Below are 26,932 nucleotides of genomic sequence, written 5' to 3' on the forward strand. Positions count from 1 at the left end.
GCCGCGCCCCGAATCCCCTCCCCCATCGTGACGAGACCATGGACGAGATCCGTACGAACCACCCGACTCCGGCGCCCACCGACGCCGGCCACGACGATCCGGCCGACTGCGGCGGCGTGCACGCGCTGTTCGAACGCCAGGCGCGGCGCGCGCCGCACGCGCCCGCGCTGGAACATGCCGGACGCACGCTGAGCTACGCCGCCCTCGACGCCTGCGCCGAGCGGCTGGCGCGGCGCCTGCGCGCGCTCGGCGTCGGCGCCGGCGACCGCGTCGCGATCTGCGCCGAACGCGGATTCGCGCCGATCGTGGCGATGCTGGCCACGCTCAAGGCCGATGCCGCCTATCTGCCGCTGGATCCCGAATATCCGCGCGCGCGGCTGCGCTTGCTGCTCGACGACGCCGCGCCCGCCGCGCGCCTGTACGACGCGGCCGGACGACGCGCGCTGGGCCTGGACGATGCGCGCGACGACGACGCGCCGGCGTGCATCGCCCTGGACGACTGCACCGAGTCCGAGCCGGATACGCAGCCCGCCGCGGGCGACTGCGTCGCCGCGCAGGCGCGCAGCGACGACCCGCAGCGCCCGGCCTATGTGATCTACACCTCCGGCTCGACCGGCCGCCCCAAGGGCGTGGCGATGGCGCACGCGCCGCTGCTGAACCTGCTGCGCTGGCAGCGCGGCCAGTTCGGCGCCGGCCAACGCACCCTGCAGTTCGCTGCGCTCGGCTTCGATGTCGCGTTCCAGGAAATCTTCGGCGCGCTGTGCGCCGGCGCGACCGTGGTCGTCGCCGAACCCGCGCTGCGCCACGATTTCGCCGCGCTAGCGCGCGCCCTGTACGAGCGCCGGATCCAGCGCCTGCACCTGCCCTACCTGGCGCTGAGCGCGCTGGCCGACGCGCTGGCCGACGCCGACGACGCCACCGTCGCTGGCCTGCGCGAACGCCTCGCCGAGGTGGTCGTCGCCGGCGAGCAACTGCGGCTGACCCCGGCCATCCGCGCGATGTTCGCGCGCCTGCCGGCGACCCGCCTGCACAACCACTACGGCCCGACCGAGACCCACGTGGTCAGCGCGCACGTGCTCGGTCCCGGCGGCGCGCAAGCGGTCGCCGACGCGCCCGCGCACGTACCGATCGGCCGCGCCGTCGACGGCGTGCGGCTGTACCTGCTCGACCCGCAGCAGCAGCCGGTGGCCGACGGCGACAACGGCGAACTGTGGATCGGCGGCGCCGCGCCGGCGCTGGGCTATCTGCACCAGGACGCACTGACCGCACAACGTTTCCCCGCCGACCCGTTCGACCCGCGGCCGGGCGCGCGCATGTACCGCAGCGGCGATCTGGTCCGCCGCCTGCCCGGCGGCGCACTGGAGTTCCTCGGCCGCAACGACGAACAGGTCAAGATCCGCGGGTTCCGGGTCGAGCCGGGCGAGATCGCCGCGCAACTGGCCGCGCATCCGCGCGTGCGCGAAGCCGCGGCGCTCGCGCGCGCAGGCGCGGACGGCGCGCTGGAACTGGTCGCTTATGCCGCGCCCGCGGCCGCCGACGACGACCGCGCCGACTTCGCCGCGGCCTTGCGCGAGCATCTGCGCGAGCGCCTGCCCGAGCCGCTGCGCCCGGCCGCGATCGTCGTGGTCGCCGCGCTGCCGCGCAGCGCCCACGGCAAGCTCGACCGCGCCGCGCTGCCGCCGCCCGACGACGACGCCTACGGCCGCCGCGACTACCGCGCGCCGCAGCCCGGCAGCGAGACCGAACTGGCCCGGCTGTGGCAGGAGTTGCTCGGCCGCGAGCGCATCGGCCGCGACGACGATTTCTTCGCGCTCGGCGGGCATTCGCTCAGCGCCGCGCGCCTGCTCGGCCGCCTGCGCCGGCAGTGGCGGGTGGAGTTGCCGGTCAGCGCGATCTGGCAGCACCCGACCCTGGCCGCGCAGGCCGCCGCGCTCGACGCGCTGCGCGGCGCCGCCGCCGCGGCGGCGGAACCGCCGCAGGCCGGCGCCGGCGTCGCCGCCGCGACGCTGTCCTCGACCCAGCGCCGGCTGTGGTTCCTCAGCCAGTTCGACGGCATCGGCAGCGCGTACCACATCGCATTGCCGCTGCGGCTGCGCGGCGCGCTCGATGTCGCCGCGCTGCGCGCCGCACTGGATGCGCTGTCGGCGCGCCATGCCAGCCTGCGCTCGCGCTTCGTCGCCGTCGGCGGCGAACCGCGCCTGCAGTTGGCGCCCGACACCGAGCCGTTCGCGTTTCGCGAATGCGACCTGCGCGGCGCCGGCGACGCGGCCCTGCACGAGGCGCTGCAGCGCGAGGCCGAGGCCGCCTTCGACCTGCAACGCGGCCCGCCGGCGCGCGCGCTGCTGGCGCGCAGCGGCGCCGACGAATTCCACCTGCTGCTGACCCTGCATCACCTGGTCGCCGACGGCGAATCGCTGCGGCCGCTGGCGCGCGAACTCGGCGCGCTGTACGCCGCGTTCGCCCAGGGCCGGCCCGACCCGCTGCCGCCGCTGCCGTGGCAGTTCCCCGACTACGCCGCCTGGCAGCAACGCCGGCTCGACGAAGGCGAGGCGGCGCAGGCGCGGCAACGGTACTGGCGCAGCGCGCTGGCCGACGCACCGGCGTTGCTGGACTTGCCGCTGCGGCAGCCGCGCCCGCCGCAGCAGAGCTTCGACGGCGCGCTGCTGCCGTTGCGGGTGGAACCGGCGCTGGCCGACGCCTTGCGCCGGCGCGCGCGCCGCCACGGCACCAGTCTGTTCGCGCTGGTGCTGGCGGCGTGGGCGATCGTGCTCTCGCGCCTGTCCGGACAGCGCGAAGTGGTCGTCGGCGCGCCCGACGCGCAACGTGAGTGGGCCGGCAGCGAGGCGCTGATCGGCTTCTTCGTCGACACCTTGGCGCTGCGCATCGACCTGTCCGGCGAGCCCGACGCCGACGAACTGATCGCGCGCGCGCGCCGCAGCGCGCTCGACGCGCAAGACCACGCGCTGCCGTTCGAGCGCGTGGTCGAAGCGCTGAACCCGCCGCGCCGCGCCGACCGCACCCCGCTGTTCCAGGCGATGCTGGCCTGGCAGGGCGAGGACGATCTCGCCTTCGACCTGCCCAGCGTGGACGCGCAGGCGCTGGAGCTGCCGCTGCGCGGCGCCAAGTTCGACCTGGAACTGCAACTGGGCGAACGCGCCGGCGCTTTGGTCGGCGGCCTGCGCTACGCCACCGCGCTGTTCGAGCCGGCCGCGATCGAACGCCATCGCGGCTACCTGCTCGCCGCCCTGCGGGCGCTGGCCGAGGACGCGCCCGGCCCGGTCGCCGGCTTCGACCTGATCGGCGCCGACGAGCGCCGGCGACTGTTGCACGACTGGAACCGCACCGACGCCGACTACCCGCGCGAGGCCTGCTTCCATCACCTGTTCGAGCAGCAAGCCCGGCGCGCGCCCGAGGCGGTCGCGCTCGAACACGCCGGCGCGCGCTGGAGCTACGCCGCGCTCGATGCCGCCGCCAACCGCCTCGCCCATCGGCTGATCGCAGCCGGCGTCGGCCCCGACCGCCGTGTGGCGCTGTGCGCGCAGCGCGGCGCCGATGCGATCGTCGCGATCCTGGCCGTGCTCAAGGCCGGCGGCGCCTACGTGCCGCTGGATCCGGCCCACGCCTCGGCGCGCTTCGCCCGCGTGCTCGCCGACGCCGCGCCGGTCTGCGTACTGGCCGACGACGCCGGCCGCCGCGCCCTCGCCGCGGCCGGCGCGCAAGCCGCCTGGCCGCTGTTAGCGCTCGACGACCCCGCCCTGGTCGAAGGCTGCGCCGACACCGCGCCGCAGCCCGCGGGCCTGGGGCCGCAGCGCCTGGCCTACATCGTCTACACCTCCGGCTCCACCGGCGATCCCAAGGGGGTGATGGTCGAGCATCGCCAGTTGGTCCAGTTCGCGCACAGCCAGGCCGAGCGCTTCGGTATCGATGCGCACAGCCGCATCGCCCAGTTCGCATCGCTGAGCTTCGACGCCAGCCTGATCGAGATCGGCCTGAGCCTGAGCCGCGGCGCCGCGCTGTGCGTCCCCGGCGACAGCGAACGCGCCGACGCCGGCGCCTACCTGGCGTGGATCGCGCGCGAGCGCATCGGCCTGAGCTACCTGCCGCCGGCGTTCCTGCAAGGACGCGAGGCCTTGCCGCGCTTCCACGCCCCGCCGGTGTTGCTGGTCGGCGGCGAAGCGGTGCCGCCGGCGTTGCTGCGCGCGCTGCAGCGCGGCGGCGCGCGCCCGGTGCACGTGTACGGCCCGACCGAAACCACCGTGCTGGCCACCGCCTGGGAGCCGCCGCCGCAGTGGCCGGGCGACGCGCCTGCGCCTATCGGCCGCCCGCTCGCCAACACCCGCGCGTACGTGCTCGACGCTCAGCGCCGGCCGCTGCCGCTGGGCGCCCCGGGCGAGCTTTATCTCGGCGGCGCCGGGGTCGCGCGCGGCTACCTGGGCCTCGCCGCGCTCGACGCCGAACGCTATTTCCCCGACCCCTTCGATCCGCGCCCGCACGCGCGCATGTACCGTAGCGGCGACACGGTGCGTTACCGCGAAGACGGCGAGCTGCTGTTCCTCGGCCGCGACGACGGCCAGGTCAAGCTGCGCGGCTATCGTATCGAGCTGGGCGAGATTGAAGCCCGCCTGCGCGAGCATCCGGCGGTGCGCGAAGCCGCGGTGCTGCTGCGCGAGGACGAACCTGGGCAGCCGCGCCTGGTCGCGTATGTCGTCGCCGCGGCGGATCGCGAGCGCGCCGGGGAATCCTTCGCCGCCGCGCTGCGCGCGCACCTGGCCGAACGCCTGCCCGACTACATGCTGCCGGCCGCGTACGTGCCGCTGCCAGCGCTGCCGCTCAACGCCGGCGGCAAGCTCGAACGGCGCGCGCTGCCCGCGCCCGACGGCGGCGCGTTCGCGCGCGGCGACTACGCGCCGCCGCAAGGCGAACTGGAAACCCTGCTCGCGCAGTGGTGGCAGGAACTGCTGGCGGCCGAGCGGATCGGCCGCGACGACGACTTCTTCGAACTCGGCGGCCATTCGCTGCTGGCGATGCGCCTGCTGGCGCGGCTGCGCGAGGAACTCGACGTCGCCGTGGCGCCGTCGTTGCTGTTCCGCCGCCCGCGCCTGGCCGGCTTCGCCGAAGCGGTGCTGGCCGCGGCGCTGCAGGAACCCGAGTGACGCGCCGCGATGGAGACCGCCGATGAATCGCCCCACCGCCGAACGGAATCGAACCGGAGCGCCGCCATGAATTCGATCAAGTCCCTGCTCGGCCGGCTCGACCCGGCCGAAACCGCGCGCCTGCGCGGCCTGCGCCGCGAACTCGGCCTGGCCGCGGTCGCGCCGGCCGACGACGACGAACCGCCGCTGGCGCCGCGCGCGCCGGCGCCCGAGGCCGACCTGCCGCTGTCGCCGGCGCAGCAGCGGCTGTGGTTCCTGGCCCAGCTGGAAGGCGTCAGCGCGACCTATCACGTGCCGCTGGCGGTGCGCCTGCGCGGTGCGCTCGACCGCGCCGCGCTGGCGCGCGCGCTCGACGCGCTGTTCGCCCGCCATCAGGCCCTGCGCAGCGTGTTTCCCGCGCGCGACGGCGAGCCCTGCGCGCGCCTGCTGCCGCCCGCGCACGGCCTGCCGTTGCGCGAGTACGACCTGCGCGATACCGGCGACCGCGACGCCGCGCGCGCCGCGCTGACGGCCGAGGAACTGCACGCACCGTTCGACCTCGCCGCCGGCCCGCTGGTGCGCGCGCGCCTGCTGCGCCTGGACGAAGACGACTACGAGCTGCTGCTGACCCAGCACCACATCGTCTGCGACGGCTGGTCGCTGGAAGTGCTGGCGCGCGAGCTCAGCGCGCTCTACAACGCCTTCACCGGCCGCGCCTTCAGCGGCCGCGCCTTCGCCGCCGATCCGCTGCCGCCGCTGGCGCTGCAGTATCCCGACTACGCCGCCTGGCAGGAGCGTGTCTGCGCCAGCGCGCGGCTGCGCGCGCAGGCCGATTACTGGCAGCAGCGCCTGCACGGCGCGCCGCCGCGGCTGGAACTGCCGAGCGACCGGCCGCGTCCGCCGCAGCAATCCTTCGCCGCCGCGACCGTGCCGGTGTGCATCGACGCGCACGACACCGCCGCGCTCAAGCGCGTCGCCCGCGGCCACGGCGCCAGCGCCTTCATGACCGTGCTGGCGGCCTGGGCCGCGGTGCTGGCGCGGCTGTCGGGCCAGGACGAGGTGGTGATCGGCACGCCCGCCGCCAACCGCGGCCATGCCTTGCTGCAGCCCTTGATCGGCTTTTTCGTCAACACCCTGGCGCTGCGCGTCGACGTGGCCGCCGCGGCCAGCCTGGGCGCGCTGCTCGAACGCGCCCGCGACGCCGCGCTGGAAGCGCAGGACCGCCAGGAACTGCCGTTCGAGCGCGTGGTCGAGCGGCTGCAGCCGCAGCGCCGGCTCGACGCCACCCCGCTGTTCCAGGCGCTGCTGGCCTGGCAGAGCAACGCGCCGCCGGCGTTCGCGTTCGACGGCCTGCGCGCGGATCCGCCGCGGCTGCACACCGACACGCTCAAGTTCGACCTGGAACTGCATCTGCACGAAGACGCCGACGGCATCGGCGGGACCTTGTACTACAGCACCGCGCTGTTCGACGAGGCGACGATGCTGCGCCAGGTCGGCTACCTGCGGACCATGTTGCGGGCGCTGATCGCCGACGCCGGGCGCGCGCCGGGCGAGGTCGAACTGGTCGATGCGGACGAACGCGAACTGCAACTGCGCGGCTTCCACCCAGGCGATGCGCCACGGCCGCTGCAGGAAGCCGCGCACCGCGCGTTCGAGCGGCAGGCGCGGGCGACACCGGCGGCGATCGCGGTGGCGCACGGCGAGCGCCGCTGGCGCTACGCCGAACTCGACCGCGCCGCGGACCGGCTGGCCGCGCGCCTGCGCGCGGCGGGCCTGCGCCGCGGCGGCATCGTCGCGCTGTGCCTGCAGCGCGGCATCGGCCCGGTGGTGGCGATGCTCGCCACGCTCAAGGCCGGCGGCGCCTACCTGCCGCTGGATCCGGACTACCCGGCGGCGCGCCTGGGCCAGATCCTCGCAGACGCAGCGGCGACGGTGCTGCTGGCCGACGCCGCCGGCCGCGCCGCGCTGGCCGAGTGCGGCGCGCCGCTGCCGCCTGCGCTCGATCCGGACGACGAGGCCGCGCCGACGCGCGGCGCCGCGCCCGACGGCGTCGAACCCGTTGGCCCCGATGTGCAAGGCGCCGTCAACGACGGCAGCGCCTGCGGCGGCGACGATTCCGACGGCAGCGCCGATCCGTCGCGCGACGATCCCGACGCGCCGGCCTACCTGATCTACACCTCCGGTTCGACCGGCGCGCCCAAGGGCGTGCTGATGCCGCACCGGCCGCTGCTCAACCTGTTGCACTGGCAGGCGCGCACCCTGCCGGCCGCGCAGACCACGCTGCAATACGCCGCGCTCGGTTTCGACGTGGCGTTCCAGGAAATCTTCGGCTGCCTCGGCCAGGGCGGCACCCTGGTGCTGGTCGATGCGCCGCTGCGCTTCGACTTCCCGGCGCTGCTCGTGCACTTGTGCGAACACCGCGTGCAGCGCCTGCACCTGCCCTACATCGCCTTGCAGGGACTGGCCGAGACCGTCGCCGGCTGCGACGACGCGCAGGCGCGCGCGCTCGACGCGCACCTGCGCGAGGTCGCCGTAGCCGGCGAAGCGCTGCGCATCACCCCGCAGATCCGGCGCATGTTCGCGCGGCTGCCGCATTGCCGCCTGCACAACCACTACGGCCCCAGCGAAACCCATGTCGCCACCGCGCTGACCCTGGACGGGCCGCCGCAGTCGTGGCCGGAGCTGGCGCCGATCGGCCATCCGATCGACGGCGCCCGCGCGTATCTGCTCGATCCGCAGCGCCGGCCGGTGCCGCTGGGCGCGGCGGGCGAGCTGTACGTCGGCGGCGCCGCGGTCGCGCACGGTTATCGCAACCAGCCCAGGCTCAGCGCCGAACGCTTCCTCGCCGATCCCTTCCTCGCGCCGGCCGACGGCGACGACGCGCCGCCGCGCATGTACCGCACCGGCGATCTCGCCCGCTATCAAGCCGACGGCCGGCTGCTGTTCCTCGGCCGCAACGACCGCCAGATCAAGATCCGCGGCTTCCGGGTCGAGCCCGGCGAGATCGAGGCGCGCCTGGCCGCGCATCCGGAGGTGGCCGAAGTCGCGGTGATCGCGCGCGAGGACCGGCCCGGCGACACCCGCCTGGTCGCCTACGTGGTCGCCGCCGATCCGGCGCTTCCGCACGCGCAACTCGCCGCGCAGCTGCGCGCCGCCGCGGCCGCGTCGCTGCCCGACTACCTGCGGCCGTCGGCCTTCGTCGCGCTGCCGCGCCTGCCGCTGACGCCCAACGGCAAGCTCGACCGCGAAGCGTTACCGGCGCCGGACGGCAGCGACCTGGCCCGGCGCAGCGATGCGCCGCCGCGGCCCGGCGTCGAGACCGAACTGGCCGCGATCTGGCGCGAGCTGCTCGGCCTGTCCGGCGTCGAAACCATCGGCCGCGACGATCACTTCTTCGAACTCGGCGGCCACTCGCTGCTGGCCGCGCGGCTGGCGGCGCAGTTGGGCCGGCGCGCGGGCGCACCGGTGCCGGTGCGCGAAGTGTTCGCGCGCCCGCTGCTGAGCGAGATGGCCGCGCTGCTGGCGCCGGCCGCCGCTGCCGCAACGCCGGCCGCGCTCGACCTGCCTGCCGAAGCGCGCCTGCCTGACGACGTGATGACAGCGCTGCATGCCGCCTCGCTCGACCCAGCACGCCGCGCCGCCCGCGACCGCACGGCGGCGCTGCCGCAGCGTGTGCTGCTGACCGGCGCCAACGGCTTCCTCGGCGCCTATCTGCTGCGCGACCTGTTGCGCCGCACGCCCGCACGCGTGCATTGCCTGCTGCGTTGCGACGACCCCGGCCAAGGCCGCGCCCGGATGCGCGCTGCGCTCGCCGCGTACGGCATCGAACGCGACTGCGACCTCGAACGCGTCGAGATCGAACCCGGCGACCTCACCGCGCCCGCGCTCGGCCTGGCGCCGGCGCGCTTCGACGCGCTCGGCGAACGCCTGGACGCCATCTACCACAACGGCGCCTGGGTCCACTCGCTGCATCCGTACCGCACGCTCAAGCCGGCGAACGTGCTCGGCACCCTGGAAATACTGCGCCTGGCCGCGCGCGGCGCGCCCAGCCGCGTGCACTACGTCTCCACCGTCGCGACCCTGCCGCCGCGCGATCCCGCCATCGCCGGACGGCTCGACGAAGAAACCCTGTTCGCGCGCTGGCAGGGCCTGCTGACCGGCTATGCGCAGAGCAAATGGGTCGCCGAGCAGTCGTTGCGCGCGGCCGGCGCGCACGGCCTGCCGTTCGCGGTGTACCGCCCGACCCACATCAGCGGCGACAGCCGCAGCGCGGCCAGCAACGACCGCGACACCTGGAGCCTGTTCGTCGATGCCTGCCTGCGCCACCGCTGCGTTCCGGAACTGGAGGAAACGCTGAACTGGATGCCGGTGGACTGGATGAGCGCGTTCATCGTCGAACTGTCGCTGCGCGCCGATGGCGACGGATGCAGCCACAACCTGATCCATCCGCAGTCGTTCCCGCTGCGCCGGCTGACCGACGCCATCGCCGCCAGCGCCGGCGCGAAGGTGCGGCGCCTGGCCTATCGCGACTGGCGCGCGCTGTGCGCGGCCGACCCGGCCAGCGCCGATGTCGCCGCGATCTTGCCGGCCGACCTCGCCGACGACCCGAGCCTCGCCGATGCCTTCGGCGAAGCGACGATCGGCAACGCGGTCAGCGAGCGCATCGGCGCGCAGCGTTGCCCGCCGCTCGACGACGCGCTGCTGCGCGCCTATGTCGAACGCCGCAACCGCGCGCTGGCGGGATTGCGCGCTGGATGACGCCGCGCGAGCGGGCGGCGCCGCGCCGGCGGCGCCCGCCGCCGCGCGGCCGCCGCGCTCAGGCCTGCGCGCGCAACCACGCCGCCAGCAGCGCCGCCGGCGTACCCGCGCGCGCCGGCTGCGGCGACAACAGGTAGTACCCGCTGCCGTCGGCGACGAAGCCGAACGGCGCCGCCAGCACCCCGGATTCGATCTCGTCGCGCACCAGCTGCCACGGGCCGATCGCCGCGCCGACCCCGGCCGCCGCGGCCTGCAGGCTGAAATAGAAATGTTCGAAGCGCTGCCCGGCGGCCTGCGGCGGCAAGCGCCGCCGCGCCGCGCGCGCCCAATCGCGCCAGGCGCCGGGCCGGGTCGCGCTGTGCAACAGGCAGGCATCGGGCGCCAGCCGCGCGCCGCGGCCGGCGCCGCCGACCTGCGCGTCGCGCCAGGCCGGACTGCACACCGGGCCGATGCGCTCGTCGAACAGATGGGTCGCATGCACCTCGCGCCCCCAGGCGAAGTCGTTGCGGCGGATCGCCAGGTCGACCGCGTCGAAACCGACCGGGCCGCCGCCGGCGACCAGTTGCAGGGCGATGTGCGGATGCGCGGCCTGCAGCGCCGGCAGCCGCGGGATCAGCCAGCGCATCAACAAGCTCGGCTCGCACGAGAGCACCAGCGCCGGCTTGCGCTGCGGCGCGCGCAACTCGCGCACGGTCGCGCCGAGCAGGTCGAACGCGGCCGCGGCGGCGTCGCGCAGGCGCTCGCCGGCCGCGGTCAGGTGCACGCGCTGGCTGCGCCGCTCGAACAGCGCCACGCCGAGCGCGTCCTCGATCGAACGCACCGCGCGGCTGATCGCGCCATGGGTCAGGTGCAGTTCCTGCGCGGCGCGGGTGAAGCTGCCCAGGCGCGCGGCCGCCTCGAAGCAGCGCAGCGCCCCCAACGGCGGCAGCGCGGTCCGTGTCGGCCGCGCCGATGGTGAGTCCAGCTCACCATTTTGGTGAGAATTCATCGTTTGCCGCCTCAAGGGACCTGCGGCTAATTTAACCACCGAATACCGATCTTCGGGACCGCGCCGCCCATGCAGGAACTGTTAGCCATAGTCACCATCACCACGCTGGCGGTGATCAGCCCCGGCCCCGACTTCGCGATGGTCTCGCGCAACAGTCTGCTGCAGTCGCGCCGCGCCGGCGTGCTGACCGCGCTGGGGATCGCGCTGGGCGTATGGGTGCATGTGGGCTACACCCTGCTCGGGGTCGGGCTGCTGATCCGCGAGTCGATCCAGCTCTACGCCGCGCTCAAGCTGCTCGGCGCGCTGTACCTGGTCTGGCTCGGCGCGAAGATGCTGCGCTCGCGCGCGGACACCGCGCCGGCGGCGGATGCGCCGGTCGCGCGCGGCGACTTCGCCGCCCTGCGCGCCGGCTTCCTGACCAATGCGCTCAATCCCAAGTGCACGGTGTTCGTGGTCAGCCTGTTCCTGCAAGCGGTCGGGCCGCAGACGCCGTTGGCGAGCAAGCTCGGCTACGGCGCGTTCGTCTCCGGCGCTCACCTGCTCTGGTTCGCCCTGGTCGCGCTGCTGTTCTCGCAGGGCGCGGTGCGCGCGCGGCTGCTGCGCTGGCGCATCGCCATCGATCGCGCGTTCGGCGCGCTGCTGGTCGGCTTCGGCGCGTTGTTGGCGGGCTCGGCGCTGCGGCGCTGAGCCCGCCGCACCGGCTTACGCGGCGCGCAGTTGCTCGACCTGCTCCAGCGCGTCGGCGACTGCGCGCTGCGCTTGCTCGGGGCCCATCTTCAGGCCTTCGGCGCGCACGAACTCCAGCTGGGTCACGCCGAGGAAACCGAAGAACGCGCGCAGGTAGTTCTCGTGGTGCTCCAGCGCCGCCATCGGCGTCTGCGGCGCGTACACGCCGCCGCGGCTGGAGGCGACGATGACGCGCTTGGCGCCGAGCAGGCCCTTGGGCGCGCCGTTCTCGTAGCCGAAGGTCTTGCCGGGCACCGCCAGCGCATCGAGCCAGGCCTTGAGCGGCGCGGGCACGCTGAAGTTGTACATCGGCGCGCCGACGACGATGGCGTCGGCGGCCAGCACCTGCGCCAGCGCCGCGTTGAGCGCGCGCACCTCGTCGCTGTCGGCCGGCGCGGCCGGATCCAGGGCCGCGGCGTTGGCGGTGGTCAGCGCCGGCAGCGGCTCGCGGTTGAGATCGCGGTAGACCACGTTCGCGCCGGGCGCCAACGCGCGCAGCTTGGACGCGATCGCCGCCGACAGCTTGCGGCTGACCGACTGGTCCCCGAGGATGCTCGAATCGATGTGCAGGATGTTCATGGACGGGTCGCCTGATAGGGGAATGGGCCGCGAAAACCCCTGCAAATGCAGGCGTTTCTCGCTTGCCGTGAAATCTATTGGCGTATAGTGATCCTCACAAGAAGGATGATTTTCCGGACTAGGTATGCCCGACCATACTGACGACACCTGCACCGCCCACGCCGACCGCGCCGAAGAAGGCCATGCCGAAATCCGCGCCGCGTTCTCCGCGTTCGCGGGCAAATGGAAGCTGGAAATCCTGTGGTTGCTGAGCCGGCGCCTGCATCGCTTCAACGAACTCAAGCGCGCGATTCCCGGTGTCACCCAGCACATGCTGACCCAGCAGTTGCGCGAGCTGGAGGCCGACGGCATGGTGCGCAGAACGGTGTATCCCGAAATCCCGCCGCGGGTGGAATACGAGATCACCGAGGACGCGCGCCGGCTGCGGCCGGTGTTCGAGGCGATCTTCGCCTGGTCGCGCCAGCGCGGCGCGGCCGGCCGCGACACCGACGCGGCCGCTTGAGCCTTGCGCTGTCGTAGGAGCGCCTTCAGGCCCGATGCCCTTCGTGCAGGCCGCCTCGATCTGAAACAGGAACATCGGGCCTGAAGGCCTTGCCACAAGAGCCGGGCCACTGCGCCGGCGATATTTGTATCCCAATGTATCCGCCCGCTCCCACGCCACATTAGGCGACAAAACCCCGCCTTCCCCGACACGCTGCCGATACCGCATCGCTGCGAAATAGCGCCACACCCACCGGGCGCCATTTCCAGGAGCGAACCATGCAGCCGTCCCCCGCCTCCACCCCCTTGTTCTCGCGCGTCGATTCGGTCGGCGCCTGGGTCGCGCCGGCCGCGCTGCGCGCGTTGCTGGCCTGGGAATTCATCGAGTCGGGCCTGGAGAAGCTCCACGGCGCGAACTGGTTCGCCGAACTCGGCGACAAGTTTCCCTGGCCGTTCTCGTTGCTCGGCGCCGATGCGTCCTGGTTCGCCGCGACCTGGCTGGAACTGATCGGCGGCGCCGCGCTGCTGCTCGGCCTGGGCACACGCTACGCCGCGTTCGCGCTGTGGGTGCTGACCGTGGTCGCGATCCACGCCGTGCACTGGCCCGAACAGTGGTCGAGCCTGACCGAGCTGTGGCAGGGCTATGCGATCAGCGACCAGGGCCACGGCAACTACAAGCTGCCGCTGATCTATCTGGTGATGCTGCTGCCGCTGGCGCTGCGCGGCGGCGGCCGGCTCAGCCTGGACCACGCCATCGCCCGCTACGTCCGCAGCGCTTCGCCCGACGCCGTCGCCGACGGCCGCACCTGGGCGCTGGTCGCGCTCGGCTTCGGCCTGCCCAGCGCCTTGCTGCTGCCGTGGTTCGGCGGCGCGCTGATCGCCCTGGCCGCAACCCTGGCGCTGGCCGCGACGCTGCGGCGCGCGCCTTCGCTGCGCCACGCCGTCGCGCTGCGCGGCTGATCCGGCGCCTTCTTCCTCATTCGCTTCCGCGCCGCTACCGCGGCGCGCTTCCCCGCGGCTCGTCCGCACCTTCCCAGGAGTCACACCATGTCGCGCAACCACACCACCGCCCGTCCCGCCCGCACCCTCGGCCTGCTCGGCGTCGCCCTCGGCGGCGGCCTGTTGCTGGCCGGCCAGGCTTTCGCTTCGCAGCCGCTGGCGCAGGGGTATCTGGTCTCCGCCGGCCACGCCGCCAAGACCGCCGAAGGCAAGTGCGGCGAGGGCAAGTGCGGCGAAGAAAGCTTCGCCAAGACCGACGCCAACCACGACGGCAAGGTCTCGCGCGAGGAGTTCGTCGCCCGCGCGCCCGACCGCGCCGCCGAGTTCGACGGCATCGACAAGAACCACGACGGCGCGATCTCGCTGCCGGAGGCGCTCGACTCGGTGAAGGCCGCGCGCAAGGCCGCCGGCAAGCCGGTCGGCGAAGGCAAGTGCGGCGAGGGCAAGTGCGGCGGCAAGCGCTGAGCGCCGGCCTTCGATCCATCCACCCGGCCGCCTGAGCCGGTTCGCCCCTTCCCTTCCCTCCCCGGGGAAGGGGCGCTTTGTCTTCGCGAGAACGCCGCCATGACCGCATCCGCCCCATCGCCGCGCGCCGGCCTCGGCCTGCGCCGCGCCCTGATTCCGCAACTGCTGGCGATGGACGCCGGCGCGGTCGATTTCCTCGAATGCGCGCCCGACAACTGGATCGGCGTCGGCGGCCGCAACGGCGCCGCGCTGGCGCAGCTGGCCGCGCGCTTCCCGCTCAGCGGCCACGGCCTGTCGCTGTCGCTGGGCGGCACCGCGCCGCTCGACCTGGAACTGCTGCGGCGCACGCGCGGCTTCCTCGACCGCTTCGATGTCGCGCTGTACAGCGAGCACCTGAGCTACTGCAGCGACGACGGCCATCTCTACGACCTGCTGCCGATCCCGTTCACCGAAGAGGCCGTGGGCCACGTCGCCGCGCGCATCCGCCAGGCCCAGGATGCGCTGGGCCGCCGCATCGCGGTGGAGAACGTTTCCTACTACGCCGCGCCGCACCAGGCGCTGGCCGAGGCCGACTTCATCCTCGCCGTGCTGGCCGAGGCCGATTGCGACCTGCTGCTCGACCTCAACAACCTCTACGTCAACGCCCACAACCACGGCTACGACGCACGCGATTTCCTGGCCCGGCTGCCGGCCGCGCGCATCGCCTCGATGCACATCGCCGGCCATTACGACGACGAGGGCGGGCTGAAGATCGACACCCACGGCGCGCCGGTGCGCGACGACGTGTGGGACCTGCTGGCCGAAGCGTACTCGCGCTTCGGCGTGCGCCCGACCCTGCTGGAACGCGACTTCGGTTTCCCGCCGCTGGCCGAGTTGCTCGCGGAAGTCGAACGGATCCGTTCGCTGCAGGCAGCCGCCGTGCGCACAGCCGCGCCCGCCATCGAACACCTGGAGCCGGCCCATGTCTGAGCGCCTGCGCCGCCAGCAGTTCGCCTTGACCCGGCACCTGCGCGATCCCAACCGCTACCCGCCGCCGCCCGGCATCGAGGAACGCCGCCTGCGGGTCTACCGCGAACTGCTGTTCGGTTCGATCGAAGGCCTGCTCGCGGGCGGCTTCCCGGTCGTGCGGGCGACCCTGGGCGAGGCCGAATGGCGCGCGCTGGTGCGCCGCTTCTACGCCGCGCACCGCTGCGCGACGCCGTTGTTCCCGCAGGTCGGCGGCGAGTTCGTCGAATTCCTGCAGCGCCCGCGCGGCCGCGTGCGTGGCGCGCCGTGGCTGGCCGAACTGGCGCACTACGAGTGGGCCGAGGCCGCGCTGCTGGCCTGCGACGACGCCGCGCCCGCGCATTGCGCCGACGGCGACCTGCTCGACGGCGTGCCGCTGATCGCGCCGTGGGCGTGGTCGCTGGCCTACCGCTGGCCGGTGCACGAGATCGGCCCCGAACTGCGCCCGCGCCGCGCGCCGGCTTCGCCGAGTTTGCTGCTGGTGCATCGCGACCGCGACGGCGATGTGCGTTTCGCCCGCTTGACGCCGCTGTCGTATCGCCTGCTCGCCGCAGTGCGCGCGCAATCGCGCAGCGGCGCCGACCACCTGCGCGCGCTCGCCGCCGAAGCCGGCGCGCCGGCCGAGTCCTTGTTCGCCGAAGGCCGCGCCGCGCTCGCGCAATGGCGCGACCAGGGCGTGGTGCTCGGCACCGTCGCCGACGCCGCTTCGCCGCCACCCGCCATCGCCAGGAGCCGCCCATGATCGCGTCCCGTCCCACCTTCAGCGGCTGGCCGCTGCTTGGCCTGATCGCCGTCGCCGTGCTCGCCATGACCGGGCTGACCATCGCCGCGCAGGCCGACCTCGTCGAAGGCGTGCACAGCGCGGTGCGCGCCACCGCGCGCAGTTCGTTCGCGCTGTTCCTGCTGGTCTTCACCGCTTCGGCCTTCGCCGTCCTGCTGCCGGGGCCGGCCAGCGCCGCGCTGTTGCGCGAACGCCGCTACCTCGGCCTGGGGTTCGCGTTCTCGCACCTGGTCCACGCCATCGTCATCTACGCCTACGGCCGCCTGGCGCCGGAGTTCTGGCCCAGCCGTACCGGCCTGGCCAATGTGCCGGGCACGCTCGGCTACCTGTTCCTGATGGCGATGACGATCACTTCGTTCAAGCCGGTCGCGCGGCGCATGAGCGCGACCGCGTGGAAGCGCCTGCACACCGCCGGCATGTGGGTGCTGGCCGCGGTGTTCGCGCTGTCCTATTTCAAGCGCATTGCGATGAGCCCGGCGTATGCGCTGCCGTTCGCGCTGCTGGCGGCGGCGGTCGCGATCCGCGTGCTCGGCAAGCTCGCCCAGGCGGGCAAGCGCCGCCGCCGCGCCGCCGCGCAAACCGCTGCGCTGCGTTCGTCCTGAGCCCTCCCCCCGCCGCTACGCCCCGGAGTCCAGACCATGTCCCGCACCGCCTTGCCGCAACCGCCGTTCGCGATCAAATCGCTGCTGCTCGCCCTGGGCCTGTGCCTGGGCGCGGTCGCCTGCACGCCCGGCGCCCAGGCCGAACCCGTGCAGCCCACCGCGCGCCAGCCGGCGCCGCCGGCGCCCGACTTCCAGGGCATCCACCGCTGGATCAACAGCCCGCCGCTGCGCATGAGCCAGTTGCGCGGCCAGGTGGTGCTGGTGGAGTTCTGGACCTACGCCTGCATCAACTGCCTGCACGTGCAGCCGCACATCAACCGTTGGCATGCGCGCTACCGCGACCAAGGCCTGGCCGTGGTCGGCGTGCATACGCCCGAATACGACTACGAGCATCTCACCGGCAACGTCCAGAGCGCGGTGAAGCGCCTGGGCATCGAGTATCCGGTCGCGCAGGACAACGACTACGCCACCTGGAACGCCTACGGCAACCGCTTCTGGCCGGCGCTGTACCTGATCGACCGCGACGGGCGCATCGTCTACCGCCACTACGGCGAGGGCGACTACGAGCAGACCGAGGCGATGATCCGCGAACTGCTGGCGCAGCGTTGAGCCGCGGGCCCGGCCAATGGCGCCCGCGTCGCTCCCTCGCCCTCGTCTTTGACGCCTTCATTGCGGCAAAGCCGGAATGAGGAAATCAATCCCCACGCCACCTGGATTCGCACGCCCCACCCACCTGCCTCCACCGCCCCGTGCATAATCGCCACGCACCGCCCCCTGGACCGGCCATGAAACCCAGCGACCACATCCTGATCGTCGACGACGACCGCGACATCCGCGACATGGTCGCCGACTACCTGCGCAAGAACGGCCTGCGCGCCAGCACCGCCGCCGACGGCCGCGAGATGCGCGCGGCGCTGGAAGCGCAGGACATCGACCTGATCGTGCTCGACCTGATGCTGCCCGGCGACGACGGCCTGGTGCTGTGCCGCAACCTGCGCGCCGGCCCGCACAAGGCGATCCCGGTGCTGATGCTGACCGCGCGCGACGACGCCACCGACCGCATCGTCGGCCTGGAAATGGGCGCCGACGACTACCTGGCCAAGCCGTTCGCGCCGCGCGAGTTGCTGGCGCGGATCAATGCGGTGATCCGGCGCACGCGCATGCTGCCGCCGAACCTGCGGGTCAGCGAGGCGACGCGGTTGATCGCGTTCGGAAGCTGGCGCCTGGACACCACCGCGCGCCACCTGCTCGATCGCGACGGCACCGCCATCGCGCTCAGCGGCGCCGAGTTCCGCCTGCTGCGGGTGTTCCTCGACCATCCCCAGCGCGTGCTCAGCCGCGACCAGTTGCTCAACCTCACCCAGGGCCGCGACGCCGAACACTTCGACCGCTCCATCGACCTGCTGGTCAGCCGCCTGCGCCAGCGCCTGCAGGACGACGCGCGCGACCAGAGCTACATCAAGACCGTGCGCAGCGAGGGCTATGTGTTCTCGCAAGCGGTCACCCTGGTCGGCGAAGACGCATGACCGCCGCCGCCCCCGCCGAAAAGCGCAAGCGCGGCTGGCTGCCGCGCAGCATGGCCTCGCGCCTGTACCTGATCCTGTTCGCCGGGCTGGCGTTGGCGCACGCGCTGTCGTTCTCGCTGCTGTTCTACGAACGCTACGTCACCGCGACCTCGATGATGCTCGGCAACCTCGAGCTCGACGTGCGTACCGCGGTCGCGGTGATCGACCGCCTGCCCGCGGACGAGCGCGCGCAGTGGCTGCCGCAGTTCAAGCGCCGCACCTATCACTATCTGCTCGGCCCGGGCGAACCCGGCCGGCCGCAGCTCAGCGCGCGCGCCCAAGACATCGTCGGCATGGTCGGCGGCGCCCTCGGCGCCCGCTACCCGCTGCGCGCGCAAACCGTCGGCACCCGGCCCGAGCGCTTCCAGATCCACCTGACCCTCAGCGACGGCCGGCCGCTGACGATCGAAGTGATCCCCTCAACCATGCCGATCGCGCAATGGCTGCCGTACGTGCTCGCCGCGCAGTTGGCCTTGCTGCTGCTGTGCGCGTGGCTGGCCGTGCGCCAGGCCGCGCGCCCGCTCGAACGGCTGGCCCAGGCCGCGCAGGCGCTGAGCCCGGCCGGCGACGGCAAGCGCCTGGGCGAGACCGGCCCGACCGAAGTGGCCCAGGCCGCGGCCGCATTCAACGCCATGCAGGACCGCATCGGCGCCTACCTGCGCGAACGCCTGCAGATCCTCGCCGCGATCTCGCACGACCTGCAGACCCCGATCACCCGCATGCGCCTGCGCACCGAAGCGATGGACGACTCGCCCGAACGCACCCGCCTGCTCGAAGACCTCGAACAGATCCAGCACCTGGTGCGCGAAGGCATCGCCTACGCCCGCAGCGCCCACGGCAACGCCGAAAGCGCGATCAAGCTCGATCTAGACGCCTTCCTCGACAGCCTGGTCTGCGACTACCAGGACACCGGCAAAGCCGTATCCCTGAGCGGCCGCGCCGATGCCGCGCTGGTGACCCGCGCGCACGCGCTGCGGCGCGTCGCCACCAACCTCATCGACAACGCGGTGAAGTACGCCGGCGCCGCCGAAGTGCAGGTTTCGCGCGACGCGGACGATGGTTTCCTGATCGAAGTGCTGGACCGCGGGCCGGGGATTCCGGTCGAAGAACTCGATGCGGTGATGCAGCCGTTCTATCGGCTGGAGGCTTCGCGCAATCGCGACACCGGCGGCACCGGGCTGGGCCTGGCCATCGCCCAGCAACTGGCGCTGTCGCTGGGCGGGCGGCTGAGCCTGTCGCAGCGCGAAGGCGGCGGGTTGCGCGCGGCGTTGTGGTTGCCGGCGCAGGGGCGCGACTGAGGGTCCCTCCAGGGCCGCTCGCCGCCGAGGTCAATCCTCGCCCAGATACAGGCGCAACGGCTCCGGCGCCAACGCGGCGAGAAAGTCCGCCGCATCGAAGGCATCGCCCGCGGCGCGCACGCCGGCGCCGCGGCAGCGGCCGTCGAGCACCCGCTCCATCGCTTCCACCAGCAGCGGCGCGGTCGCCGCGTAGATGTCGCGGCCGGACGCGCCGAGCGCGCGGATTTCGCCGCCGCGCCGCACCCGCGCCTCGATCGCGAACACCTGCGCCGAACGGCCGCTGGCATCGGCCGCGACCGGCGCCGGCGTGGCCGGGTCGCGCACATCGCGCAGCGAGCCCTGGTCGAGATAAGCGACCGCGTCGCGCGTGCGCAGATGCCGCGACAGCAAGGCGATCTCGCTCATCGGCACGGCCGCGACCGGCTGCGTCCCGAACGCCGCGCCGAAGGTCCAGTCGCGCGTCGGCGGCGGGCTCGGCGCCTCGATCAGGGCGCCGTTTTCGAGCACCAGGCGCTTGGCGGTATTGCGCTCGCCGGTGATGCGCGTGCCCGCCGTTGGATGCCAAGCGTCCAGCGCCACCGCGATCTCGACCGCATCGGCGCGGTCCCAGTCGCCCATCGCCGCGGTCGCGAGCAGGTCGCCCAGGCCGCCATAGAACGCCATCGCCGGAACCACGGCGATGCCGGCCGCGCGCGCGGCCGCATCGAAGCGCTCGAACGCCGCCAACACCGGTTGCTGTTCGGCCGCGGTGTCGAGGTAGGCGATGCGGGCGCGCAAGGCCGCTTCGATCAGCGGCGCGGCGGTGTCGGAAAACGGCCCGGCGCAGTTGAGCACCGCGGCGCAGCCGGCCAGGGCGGCGTCGAGCGAGGCCGGATCGTCCGCCCGCGCCGCGCACGTTTCGCTGTCGGGCCACGCGGCCGCCGCCTGCGCCAGCCGCGCAGGATCGCGCCCGCACAGGCGCGGCCGCCAGCCGCGCTCGCGCAGGCGCGCGACGACGAAGCGGCCGGTGTGGCCGTATGCGCCGAATACGGCGATCGACAGCGAGGGGGCGATTGCGCTCATGGCTTGCTCCGGGCGATGGGATGCGCGTATTGCACCCGCACCGGCACCGCAGCGCTGTCGAAATCTTTAGCGTCCGCGCTGCGCTATCCTGCGCCGACCCAACTCAGCCGAGCCCGCTCATGGACGCCCCGCTTCCGCCGATTCCGCCGCGCCTGCGCGAAGCGTTCGCCGACCGGCCGCAACGGCTCGAACGCCTGCAGCGCGCATTGGCGGACGCATCGGATTTCGAAGCCGCCAGATCGCGTCTGCAAGACCTGCTCAGCGCCTTCATCGCAGAGGCTCGCGACGCACTCGAAGCCGCGCAGGCGCAGGCCGATCCCGCCGCCATCGCGCGCGCCGAGCGCGATCTGCAAGGCCTGTTCGTGGCGCGCTCGGCGAACGGCGGGCTGGGCGATCTCGACGAACTGTGGCGGCACTTCCACGGCGAATCCGGCGCGCGCTGACGCGCTCGCCCGCATCGCCCCGGCCACGGCCGCGTTGGCCGCGGACGCAGCACCGGCTTAGAAATTACGCCGAAACTCCGGCATTTCGGCCATGCGCCGCCCTGACGACGCACTGCGCGCAGGCAAGCGCGGCCGACTGCAGCGGCAAGTTTCGAATTTGCGACGCACTGCCGCCGCAGGCCGCCATCGGCCTGTCCTGCGGCCTCGATCTTCGGCGTTAGTTCCTGCAACCGGCGCACGGACGGACCCTCGCGCCATGCGCGCAGCGCGCGATGCCGACGCAGGAACGCGTCGCGGCCCCCGCAGGCGGGCGTATTCGACACCGCGTCCGCCTCGTTCCACCCGAACCGAGGAACTTCGCCTTGCACACCTCATCGCCCCCGCTGCCGCAGCGCTTGCGCGATCTGCTGCACGAGCACCCCGATCTGATCGACGCGCTGACCGGCTCGCTGCATAGGGCCGTCAGCCAGTCCTACGGCACACCGCCGTTCGAACGCGCCGCCGCGGCGCTGGAAGACGCGCTCAGCGGCTTCGTCGCCGACGCCCGCGACGCGCGCGACGCGGCCGAGGCCAGCGGCGACGCCGATGCGCTGCTGCGCGCCGACGAACGCCTGCGCCTGATGTTCGCCGCGCGTTCGCGCAACGACGGCCTGCGCGACCTGGACGAATTGTGGGACTACTTCCACGCCGGCCGGCAGGCGCGGTCATGAGCGCGGTCATGTTCGACAGCGAGCGCAACAAGAAGATCTATCAAGCCGAGATCCTGCCGAGCAAGCACCTGGAGGGGCTCAAGTCGCACGACGTCCCCACCGCCATCATCCTGGCCGGACAGCCGGGCGCGGGCAAAGGCGGCGTGGCGCGGCTCAGCCTCAACGATCTGGGCAAGGACGCCTTGATCATCGATCTGGACGAGTTGCGCGATCACTTTCCGGGCGTGAACAAACTGCGCCGCGATCACCCCTACACCTGGGCCGACGCCACCCACCGCGACGCCCAGGAATGGACCACGCAACTGCGCAACGATGCGATCGCGGGCCGCAAGAACGTCATCATCGACGCGACCCTGGGCAACGGCAATCGCGCGGTCGAATTGATCGACAATCTGAAACAGAGCGGCTATCGGGTCGAGGTTCGCGCGGTCGCCGCGCACAAGCTGGAAAGCGAGCTGGGCGTGGACCAGCGCTTCAGCAGTTCGCTCGACAAGAACGGTTTCGGCCGCTACGTACCGCAGGATGTGCGCGACGCGGTCTATGCCAAATTGCCGGCCAACCTCGACCAAGTGCATGCCCAGGCCAAGGTGCCGGTCTGCGTTTACAGCCGCGACGCCGAGTTGGTCTACGACAGCCGGCACGGCGGGCGCACGCCCGGCGAAGCGCTGGCCGCGGCCCGCGAGGCGCGGCTGGCCGACCCGAGAATCGCCGAGGGCCAGCACAAGGGGTGGCACGACAGCGCCGCCTGGCATGGGGCGCTGCCGAAACAACTGCAAGAGCCCGCGCATCCCGCCCATTCCAGCGCCGCGGCGCTGCTGACGCAGCGCGCCGCGCTCAAGATCGAGGCGGGCGTGGCGAACAACGCCGACTTCGCCGCGGCGAACCTCGCGCGGCTGCACGCGCCGGCCCAGGCGCGACCCGAGCCGCTGCCGATGCCCGCGGCGGGCGCGCCCGCTCACTCGCCGCCGGCGGCGGCGAGTTCGACTCAGTCGCCACCGGCGGCCGGCGCGGCTCATTCGCCGCCCGCAGCGGCCAGTTCGACTCAACCGCCACCGACCGCGGCCGGGGCGGCCCACTCGCCGCCGGCCACGGCCAGTTCGACCCCTTCGCCGCCGCCTGCCGCAGCCGCGAATACGCCCGCCCCCACCGCGCACACGCCGCCCGCCTCCGCTGCTGCGCATTCGTCGCCCGCAGCGGCCAGTTCCTCCGGCCCGCCGGCACCGCAAGCAGCCGGGCGGCCCGAACCGATCCTGCCGACGCATCCGCAGTACCCGGTCTACCAGGCGCTGCGCGGCCAGTTGCCCGATCGCATCGGCAACGACAAGGTGCTGGAGCTGGCGGTGCGGGCCTCTACCACCGGCGGCATCCGCGATCCGGGCGACATCGACAAGGTGATGGTGAGCAACGGCAACATCTTCGTCTCCGGTCGCACGCCAGGCCAACTGGCCACGGTCGGCGAAACCACACCCTCGCCCGCGCCGGACGTCCTGCTGCAGCAGTCGGCCGCCTTCCACGAAGGCCAACAGAACCCGCAAGCGCAGGGGCCATCCCAGCACCCGCCCACTGCCGCCAAGCTGTGAATGCATCGCCCTGCGCTGGCGCGTCCGCGCTGGCGCAGGGCGGCGGGAAGCGGCGGCGGACCGGCCGCCGGATTCCCCAGCCTTCACCCGCGCCGCGCTGTCGGACCGCGCGCATTGCCGGGTTCGCCCGGGTCTTGCGTTGATACCGGTAGGCGGCGCTGTGGCCGGCCCCCGCCTTCCCCAGGCAGTCCCGGACAGGGATCGATCGCCGGTGCCGATGCGAAGGACCGATACCATGCACAGCAGACGCGAATTCCTCGCCAGCGCGCTCGCGCTGGGCCTTGCCGCTCTCGTCCCCGATCGCGCCGTACGCGCGCAGGACGCCTCGTTCCGATCGCTGTTGCAGGCCGCCGAGCAGGATCTCGACGCCCTGGATGCGACCCGCGAAGTGCGCGAAGGCCTGCTCAGCCAACGCGCCAGCCGCGCCATCGCGCCGAACCTCAAACCCTCCGATCGCGCGGTGTCGGAAGACGCCATGCGGTTGATCGTGCTGTTCGAGGTCACCAGCCAAACCCGCTACGAGCAGAAATTCCAACGCCCGATCTGGCCGCACGGCGAATCGGGCATCACGGTCGGCGTCGGATACGACGCCGGCTACGTCGATCCGGCCTGGTTGCGCAGCGACTGGCGCGAGTATCTGTCGGAACGCGAACTGGCCTTGCTCGTCCCCGCCTGCGGCCTGACCGGGCAAAAGGCGCGCGACGCGCTGGCGAATTTTCAGGCGCTGTCGATTCCCTGGGCCAAGGCCAACGCCCAGTTCCGCGTGCGGGTGCTGCCGCGATACGTCGCGCAAACGCTCAAGTCCGTGCCCAAGGCGGCCGGGCTGTCCGACGATGCGCTGGGCGCGCTGGTCTCGCTGGTCTACAACCGCGGCGCGAGCTTCCGCAAAAACGGCGACCGCTACAAGGAAATGCGCGAGATCCACCAACTGATCCAGGACGGCCGGCCCGAAGGCGTGCCCGAGCGGATCCGGGCGATGAAGCGCATCTGGGCCGGAAAACCGGAGCTGCGCGGACTGCTGACCCGCCGCGACCTGGAAGCGAAACTGTTCGAACAAGGCCTGCGCGCGGGCGCGCCCGGGGCGACGTCGTGACCCCGCTGCGGCCGCTGTGGATCGCGCTCGCGTCGCTGGCTTGCCTGTGCGCGGCGCCCTGCGCCCTGGCCCAGGACGCGCAGCCGCGGCGGGTCGCCTTGCTGGTGGGGAACTGGGACTACAACGGCAACAGCCAGTTCGACGACGGCCCCAGCGAACCGTTCGCATCCGACTTGAGCAACCCCTGCCGCGACATCGAGCGGCTGCGCCCGGTGCTCGAATACAACCGTTTCCAGGTGCACGAATACTGCAACAACGACCGCAACAAATTCGAGGCGAGCGTGGATGCGTTCTCCCGCGCCACCGCCGACCTGCCCAAGGGATCGATCGTCTTCGTCTACTACGCGGGCCACGGCATCCAGTACCTGGGGCAAGCGTTCGCGCTGCCGGTCCTGATCAAATTCGACCTGCAGACGCTGCAACAAAAACACACCAAGGAACGGCTGAAATTCTTCAAGGACAACGCCAACAGCATCGCGCGCCTGCTGGATCGGCTCAATTCCGACGACGGCATCGCCCTGGTCGTGGCGCTCGACAACTGCCGCAATTCGCCGTTCGAGGAAAGCGCCGACGAGCGCGTCGACGACGAGGCGGTCTACAACAACGCAGTCTCCATCCGCACCCGCCCCAACACGCTCATCCAGTACGCCACGACCGCCGGCGACCGCGCCGGCGATCGCGATCCCGACGACTCCGGCAACAGCCCTTACGCGATGACGCTCAGCCGGGAGTTGGCCAAAGGCGGAGACATCGGCGACGTCATGTCGCGCGTGGACGTGGAGATCTACAAACGCTACGACAGCGGCAAACTCGACGCCTATACCGAGAGCAACGCAGGCCCGGCGTTCATCGCCCTGAAGCACGCGCCCGAGCGCGCGCTGGCGGCGTTCGTCCCGGCCGCGATCGACGCTGGCGTCGCAGCGGCCTCGCCTGCAGGCGGCGCGCCTCCTGCGGCGGCGGCGGCGGTCCGGCCGACGGCCGCAGCCGCGTCTGCGGCGCCGGCCATGGCCGAACCGCGCAGCGCCGGCGCAGCGCCGGTCCGGCGCAAGCAAATAGTGCGCAACGTCTACGACGGGACCAGCCTGGACATCATCTGGTGCGAAGGCCCCGGCGAAGAAGAGCGCTATCGCTTCGCCGCCTGGATCGCCGGCGACCTCGCCGCACGCGCGAAAGAACTGGGCGTCGGCCGCATCCAGGTCAAGCCGTTGGCGCAGGACAAGAACGAGAACGGCCGCTACAACGTCTACCGCAATCTGATGCGTTACGACATCGAACATCCCGACGAGCGCAAGGTCCTGCGCCGCATCGCCGCAGCCTATCCGCAGGGCCACTTCCTGCCCCAACGCGGGATCGGCGTGGGCGGAAAACCGACGCCCAACTATGTATCGGCCTTCGTCTGCGAGCGTTCGGCGACGGCCGTTACCGGCGCGGGCGCTGGGTGAAAGTGGCGGAGAGAGTGGGATTCGAACCCACGGAAGGTTTGACCCTTCGGCGGTTTTCAAGACCGCTGCCTTAAACCACTCGGCCATCTCTCCGTAAAAAACCGCGAACCCGCTGAGTCCGCCGAGCCGCCCTGGAAACGAAGCGGCCATCGCGCCCGGCCTTGCGCCGGGCGCGGCATTGTCTCACGCCTGGGCCGGGACGCCAGCGGCCTTGTCGGCCTTCTTGCCGGCCTTAGCGTCGCGCGCGGCGACGCTGTCCGGGCACGGTTGGCCGCCCTTGATGTCGCTGCACTGCAGGCGCGCGGATTCGACCAGCGACGGCGCTTTCTCGGCGAGGAAGTCGATGAACACCCGCACCGCCGGCAGCAGGCCGCGGCGCGAGGCGAACACGGCGTGGAAGATGCCCTGCGGCAGGCGCCAGTTCGGCAGCACCACTTCCAGCTCGCCGCGGCGCACGGCTTCGGCGCAGACGGTCTCCGGCAACAGGGTGATGCCGACGCCCTGTTCGGCCAGCGCCATCAGCATCGGGAAGTCGAAGCCCATGACCCGCGGCTTGAGTTCGACCTTGCGCACTTCGCCGTCGGGGCCGTGCAGTTCCCAGCGCTGGCGCGCGTCGTCTTCGCTGATGCTCAGGGTGACGTGCTCGGACAGTTCGTCGGGATTGCTCGGCCGGCCCATGCGGTTGAGGTACTTGGGGCTGGCGACCAGCAGCTCCTGGATCTGGCCGAAGCTGCGCATCACTAGGCTGCCGTCGTCGTCGAGCTTGGAGCGCACGCGCAAGGCCACGTCGACGCCTTCGTTGATGATGTCGACGCGGCGGTTGCTGACGTTGAGCTGCACCCGCACCTGCGGGTACTTGGCCAGGAATTCCGGCAGCAGCTTGGGAATCTGCTGCTGGGCCAGGCCGACCGGAACGCTGACCCGGATCACGCCGCGCGGTTCGGCGCTGAGGCGGTCGACCACTTCGCGCGCGGCCTGGGCCTCGGCCAGCATCGACTGGGCGTGGCGATACACGCTGTTGCCGACTTCGGTGACGGCGAAGCGGCGGGTCGAGCGCTGCAGCAGGCGCACGCCCAGGTCGGTCTCCAGTTGGCTGATGCGCCGGCTCAGGCGCGACTTGGGAATGCCCAGCGCGCGCTCGGCGGCGGCGAAACCGGCGTGGTCCACGACCATCGCGAAGTAGTACAGGTCATTCAAATCGTGCATGACGATAGTTCCAAGATT

21 protein-coding genes and 1 tRNA gene are annotated in these 26,932 nt (G+C 72.5%); 17 read left to right on the top strand and 5 right to left on the bottom strand.

The features are described from left to right. Positions 1-38 precede the first annotated feature (38 nt). Both BLV01_RS01720 and BLV01_RS01725 read left to right on the top strand, forming a co-directional pair. The gene (locus tag BLV01_RS01720) at positions 39-5,153 is read left to right on the top strand and encodes a non-ribosomal peptide synthetase (protein ID WP_091793497.1); all 5,115 of its coding nucleotides are present in this window, start codon (positions 39-41) and stop codon (positions 5,151-5,153) included. 66 nt (positions 5,154-5,219) lie between these two features. Next, entirely contained in the window at positions 5,220-9,890 is a 4,671-nt protein-coding gene (locus BLV01_RS01725) for a non-ribosomal peptide synthetase (RefSeq protein ID WP_091793498.1), read from the top strand. 58 nt (positions 9,891-9,948) lie between these two features. Here the strand turns inward: BLV01_RS01725 and BLV01_RS01730 are convergent, their stop codons facing one another. After that, positions 9,949-10,878 (bottom strand): LysR substrate-binding domain-containing protein, encoded by a 930-nt coding sequence (locus BLV01_RS01730; protein WP_091793499.1) that lies wholly within the window; start codon positions 10,876-10,878, stop codon positions 9,949-9,951. 69 nt (positions 10,879-10,947) lie between these two features. On the opposite strand from BLV01_RS01730, the gene BLV01_RS01735 reads away from it, so the two are divergent. Then, on the top strand, positions 10,948-11,565 hold the full coding sequence (locus tag BLV01_RS01735; protein ID WP_091793500.1) for a LysE family transporter: 618 nt from the start codon (positions 10,948-10,950) through the stop codon (positions 11,563-11,565). A 15-nt stretch (positions 11,566-11,580) separates the two neighbouring features. On the opposite strand, the gene BLV01_RS01740 is transcribed toward BLV01_RS01735, so the two are convergent. Then, positions 11,581-12,183 (bottom strand): FMN-dependent NADH-azoreductase, encoded by a 603-nt coding sequence (locus BLV01_RS01740; RefSeq protein ID WP_091793501.1) that lies wholly within the window; start codon positions 12,181-12,183, stop codon positions 11,581-11,583. A gap of 124 nt (positions 12,184-12,307) precedes the next feature. Here BLV01_RS01740 and BLV01_RS01745 point away from each other — a divergent pair, with 124 nt between their 5' ends. The 9 genes from BLV01_RS01745 (at position 12,308) to BLV01_RS01785 (ending at position 19,378) form a co-directional block, all read left to right on the top strand. Continuing rightward, on the top strand, positions 12,308-12,685 hold the full coding sequence (locus BLV01_RS01745) for a winged helix-turn-helix transcriptional regulator (RefSeq protein WP_091793502.1): 378 nt from the start codon (positions 12,308-12,310) through the stop codon (positions 12,683-12,685). 257 nt (positions 12,686-12,942) lie between these two features. Next, complete coding sequence (locus BLV01_RS01750; RefSeq protein WP_091793503.1) at positions 12,943-13,623, top strand: HvfX family Cu-binding RiPP maturation protein; 681 nt, start codon at positions 12,943-12,945, stop codon at positions 13,621-13,623. An 87-nt stretch (positions 13,624-13,710) separates the two neighbouring features. Further along, positions 13,711-14,127: an EF-hand domain-containing protein gene (locus tag BLV01_RS01755; RefSeq protein WP_091793504.1), complete on the top strand. Its 417-nt coding sequence runs from the start codon at positions 13,711-13,713 to the stop codon at positions 14,125-14,127. Positions 14,128-14,226: 99 nt separating this feature from the next. Further along, complete coding sequence (locus BLV01_RS01760; RefSeq protein WP_091793505.1) at positions 14,227-15,096, top strand: HvfB family MNIO-type RiPP peptide maturase; 870 nt, start codon at positions 14,227-14,229, stop codon at positions 15,094-15,096. Continuing rightward, a complete protein-coding gene (locus BLV01_RS01765; RefSeq protein ID WP_091793506.1) occupies positions 15,089-15,874 on the top strand; it encodes an HvfC family RiPP maturation protein in 786 nt (261 codons plus the stop codon). The genes BLV01_RS01760 and BLV01_RS01765 overlap by 8 nt, the downstream gene beginning before the upstream one ends. Further along, positions 15,871-16,515: a ferric reductase-like transmembrane domain-containing protein gene (locus BLV01_RS01770; RefSeq protein WP_091793507.1), complete on the top strand. Its 645-nt coding sequence runs from the start codon at positions 15,871-15,873 to the stop codon at positions 16,513-16,515. The genes BLV01_RS01765 and BLV01_RS01770 overlap by 4 nt, the downstream gene beginning before the upstream one ends. Before the next feature lie 36 nt (positions 16,516-16,551). Beyond that, positions 16,552-17,124 carry a thioredoxin family protein gene (locus BLV01_RS01775; protein WP_091793508.1) on the top strand — a complete coding sequence of 191 codons (573 nt, stop codon included), beginning with the start codon at positions 16,552-16,554 and terminating at the stop codon, positions 17,122-17,124. Positions 17,125-17,300: 176 nt separating this feature from the next. Continuing rightward, complete coding sequence (locus BLV01_RS01780) at positions 17,301-18,041, top strand: response regulator (RefSeq protein WP_091793509.1); 741 nt, start codon at positions 17,301-17,303, stop codon at positions 18,039-18,041. Then, complete coding sequence (locus tag BLV01_RS01785; RefSeq protein WP_091793510.1) at positions 18,038-19,378, top strand: sensor histidine kinase; 1,341 nt, start codon at positions 18,038-18,040, stop codon at positions 19,376-19,378. Before BLV01_RS01780 ends, BLV01_RS01785 begins: the two co-directional genes overlap by 4 nt. A gap of 30 nt (positions 19,379-19,408) precedes the next feature. Here BLV01_RS01785 and BLV01_RS01790 read toward each other — a convergent pair whose 3' ends face one another. After that, positions 19,409-20,440 carry a saccharopine dehydrogenase NADP-binding domain-containing protein gene (locus BLV01_RS01790; RefSeq protein WP_091793511.1) on the bottom strand — a complete coding sequence of 344 codons (1,032 nt, stop codon included), beginning with the start codon at positions 20,438-20,440 and terminating at the stop codon, positions 19,409-19,411. A 20-nt stretch (positions 20,441-20,460) separates the two neighbouring features. Between BLV01_RS01790 and BLV01_RS01795 the strand changes: the two genes are divergently transcribed. The 5 genes from BLV01_RS01795 (at position 20,461) to BLV01_RS26025 (ending at position 25,708) form a co-directional block, all read left to right on the top strand. Next, on the top strand, positions 20,461-20,883 hold the full coding sequence (locus BLV01_RS01795) for a hypothetical protein (RefSeq protein ID WP_139178387.1): 423 nt from the start codon (positions 20,461-20,463) through the stop codon (positions 20,881-20,883). Between the two features lie 362 nt (positions 20,884-21,245). Beyond that, positions 21,246-21,593: a hypothetical protein gene (locus tag BLV01_RS01800; RefSeq protein ID WP_139178389.1), complete on the top strand. Its 348-nt coding sequence runs from the start codon at positions 21,246-21,248 to the stop codon at positions 21,591-21,593. Next, positions 21,590-23,173 (top strand): zeta toxin family protein, encoded by a 1,584-nt coding sequence (locus tag BLV01_RS01805; protein ID WP_091793514.1) that lies wholly within the window; start codon positions 21,590-21,592, stop codon positions 23,171-23,173. The genes BLV01_RS01800 and BLV01_RS01805 overlap by 4 nt, the downstream gene beginning before the upstream one ends. Before the next feature lie 235 nt (positions 23,174-23,408). Continuing rightward, positions 23,409-24,266 carry a lysozyme family protein gene (locus BLV01_RS26020; protein ID WP_175485734.1) on the top strand — a complete coding sequence of 286 codons (858 nt, stop codon included), beginning with the start codon at positions 23,409-23,411 and terminating at the stop codon, positions 24,264-24,266. After that, on the top strand, positions 24,263-25,708 hold the full coding sequence (locus tag BLV01_RS26025) for a caspase family protein (protein WP_175485735.1): 1,446 nt from the start codon (positions 24,263-24,265) through the stop codon (positions 25,706-25,708). Before BLV01_RS26020 ends, BLV01_RS26025 begins: the two co-directional genes overlap by 4 nt. Positions 25,709-25,711: 3 nt before the next feature. Here the strand turns inward: BLV01_RS26025 and BLV01_RS01815 are convergent. Both BLV01_RS01815 and BLV01_RS01820 read right to left on the bottom strand, forming a co-directional pair. Further along, positions 25,712-25,801, bottom strand: a tRNA-Ser gene (locus BLV01_RS01815). Positions 25,802-25,891: 90 nt separating this feature from the next. Beyond that, on the bottom strand, positions 25,892-26,914 hold the full coding sequence (locus tag BLV01_RS01820) for a LysR family transcriptional regulator (RefSeq protein WP_091793515.1): 1,023 nt from the start codon (positions 26,912-26,914) through the stop codon (positions 25,892-25,894). Positions 26,915-26,932: the final 18 nt, after the last annotated feature.

It is taken from the genome of Lysobacter sp. yr284 (genome assembly GCF_900107375.1).
GTDB lineage: Bacteria > Pseudomonadota > Gammaproteobacteria > Xanthomonadales > Xanthomonadaceae > Lysobacter.

Coding starts and splice junctions, on each gene's coding strand:
- BLV01_RS01735 (WP_091793500.1), top strand. CDS start 10,948: ATGCAGGAACTGTTAGCCATAGTCACCATCACCACGCTGGCGGTGATC.
- BLV01_RS01730 (WP_091793499.1), bottom strand. CDS start 10,878: ATGAATTCTCACCAAAATGGTGAGCTGGACTCACCATCGGCGCGGCCG.
- BLV01_RS01780 (WP_091793509.1), top strand. CDS start 17,301: ATGAAACCCAGCGACCACATCCTGATCGTCGACGACGACCGCGACATC.
- BLV01_RS01750 (WP_091793503.1), top strand. CDS start 12,943: ATGCAGCCGTCCCCCGCCTCCACCCCCTTGTTCTCGCGCGTCGATTCG.
- BLV01_RS01765 (WP_091793506.1), top strand. CDS start 15,089: ATGTCTGAGCGCCTGCGCCGCCAGCAGTTCGCCTTGACCCGGCACCTG.
- BLV01_RS26020 (WP_175485734.1), top strand. CDS start 23,409: ATGCACAGCAGACGCGAATTCCTCGCCAGCGCGCTCGCGCTGGGCCTT.
- BLV01_RS01770 (WP_091793507.1), top strand. CDS start 15,871: ATGATCGCGTCCCGTCCCACCTTCAGCGGCTGGCCGCTGCTTGGCCTG.
- BLV01_RS01795 (WP_139178387.1), top strand. CDS start 20,461: ATGCGCGTATTGCACCCGCACCGGCACCGCAGCGCTGTCGAAATCTTT.
- BLV01_RS01755 (WP_091793504.1), top strand. CDS start 13,711: ATGTCGCGCAACCACACCACCGCCCGTCCCGCCCGCACCCTCGGCCTG.
- BLV01_RS01760 (WP_091793505.1), top strand. CDS start 14,227: ATGACCGCATCCGCCCCATCGCCGCGCGCCGGCCTCGGCCTGCGCCGC.
- BLV01_RS01805 (WP_091793514.1), top strand. CDS start 21,590: ATGAGCGCGGTCATGTTCGACAGCGAGCGCAACAAGAAGATCTATCAA.
- BLV01_RS01775 (WP_091793508.1), top strand. CDS start 16,552: ATGTCCCGCACCGCCTTGCCGCAACCGCCGTTCGCGATCAAATCGCTG.
- BLV01_RS01790 (WP_091793511.1), bottom strand. CDS start 20,440: ATGAGCGCAATCGCCCCCTCGCTGTCGATCGCCGTATTCGGCGCATAC.
- BLV01_RS01725 (WP_091793498.1), top strand. CDS start 5,220: ATGAATTCGATCAAGTCCCTGCTCGGCCGGCTCGACCCGGCCGAAACC.
- BLV01_RS01720 (WP_091793497.1), top strand. CDS start 39: ATGGACGAGATCCGTACGAACCACCCGACTCCGGCGCCCACCGACGCC.
- BLV01_RS01740 (WP_091793501.1), bottom strand. CDS start 12,183: ATGAACATCCTGCACATCGATTCGAGCATCCTCGGGGACCAGTCGGTC.
- BLV01_RS01785 (WP_091793510.1), top strand. CDS start 18,038: ATGACCGCCGCCGCCCCCGCCGAAAAGCGCAAGCGCGGCTGGCTGCCG.
- BLV01_RS01745 (WP_091793502.1), top strand. CDS start 12,308: ATGCCCGACCATACTGACGACACCTGCACCGCCCACGCCGACCGCGCC.
- BLV01_RS01820 (WP_091793515.1), bottom strand. CDS start 26,914: ATGCACGATTTGAATGACCTGTACTACTTCGCGATGGTCGTGGACCAC.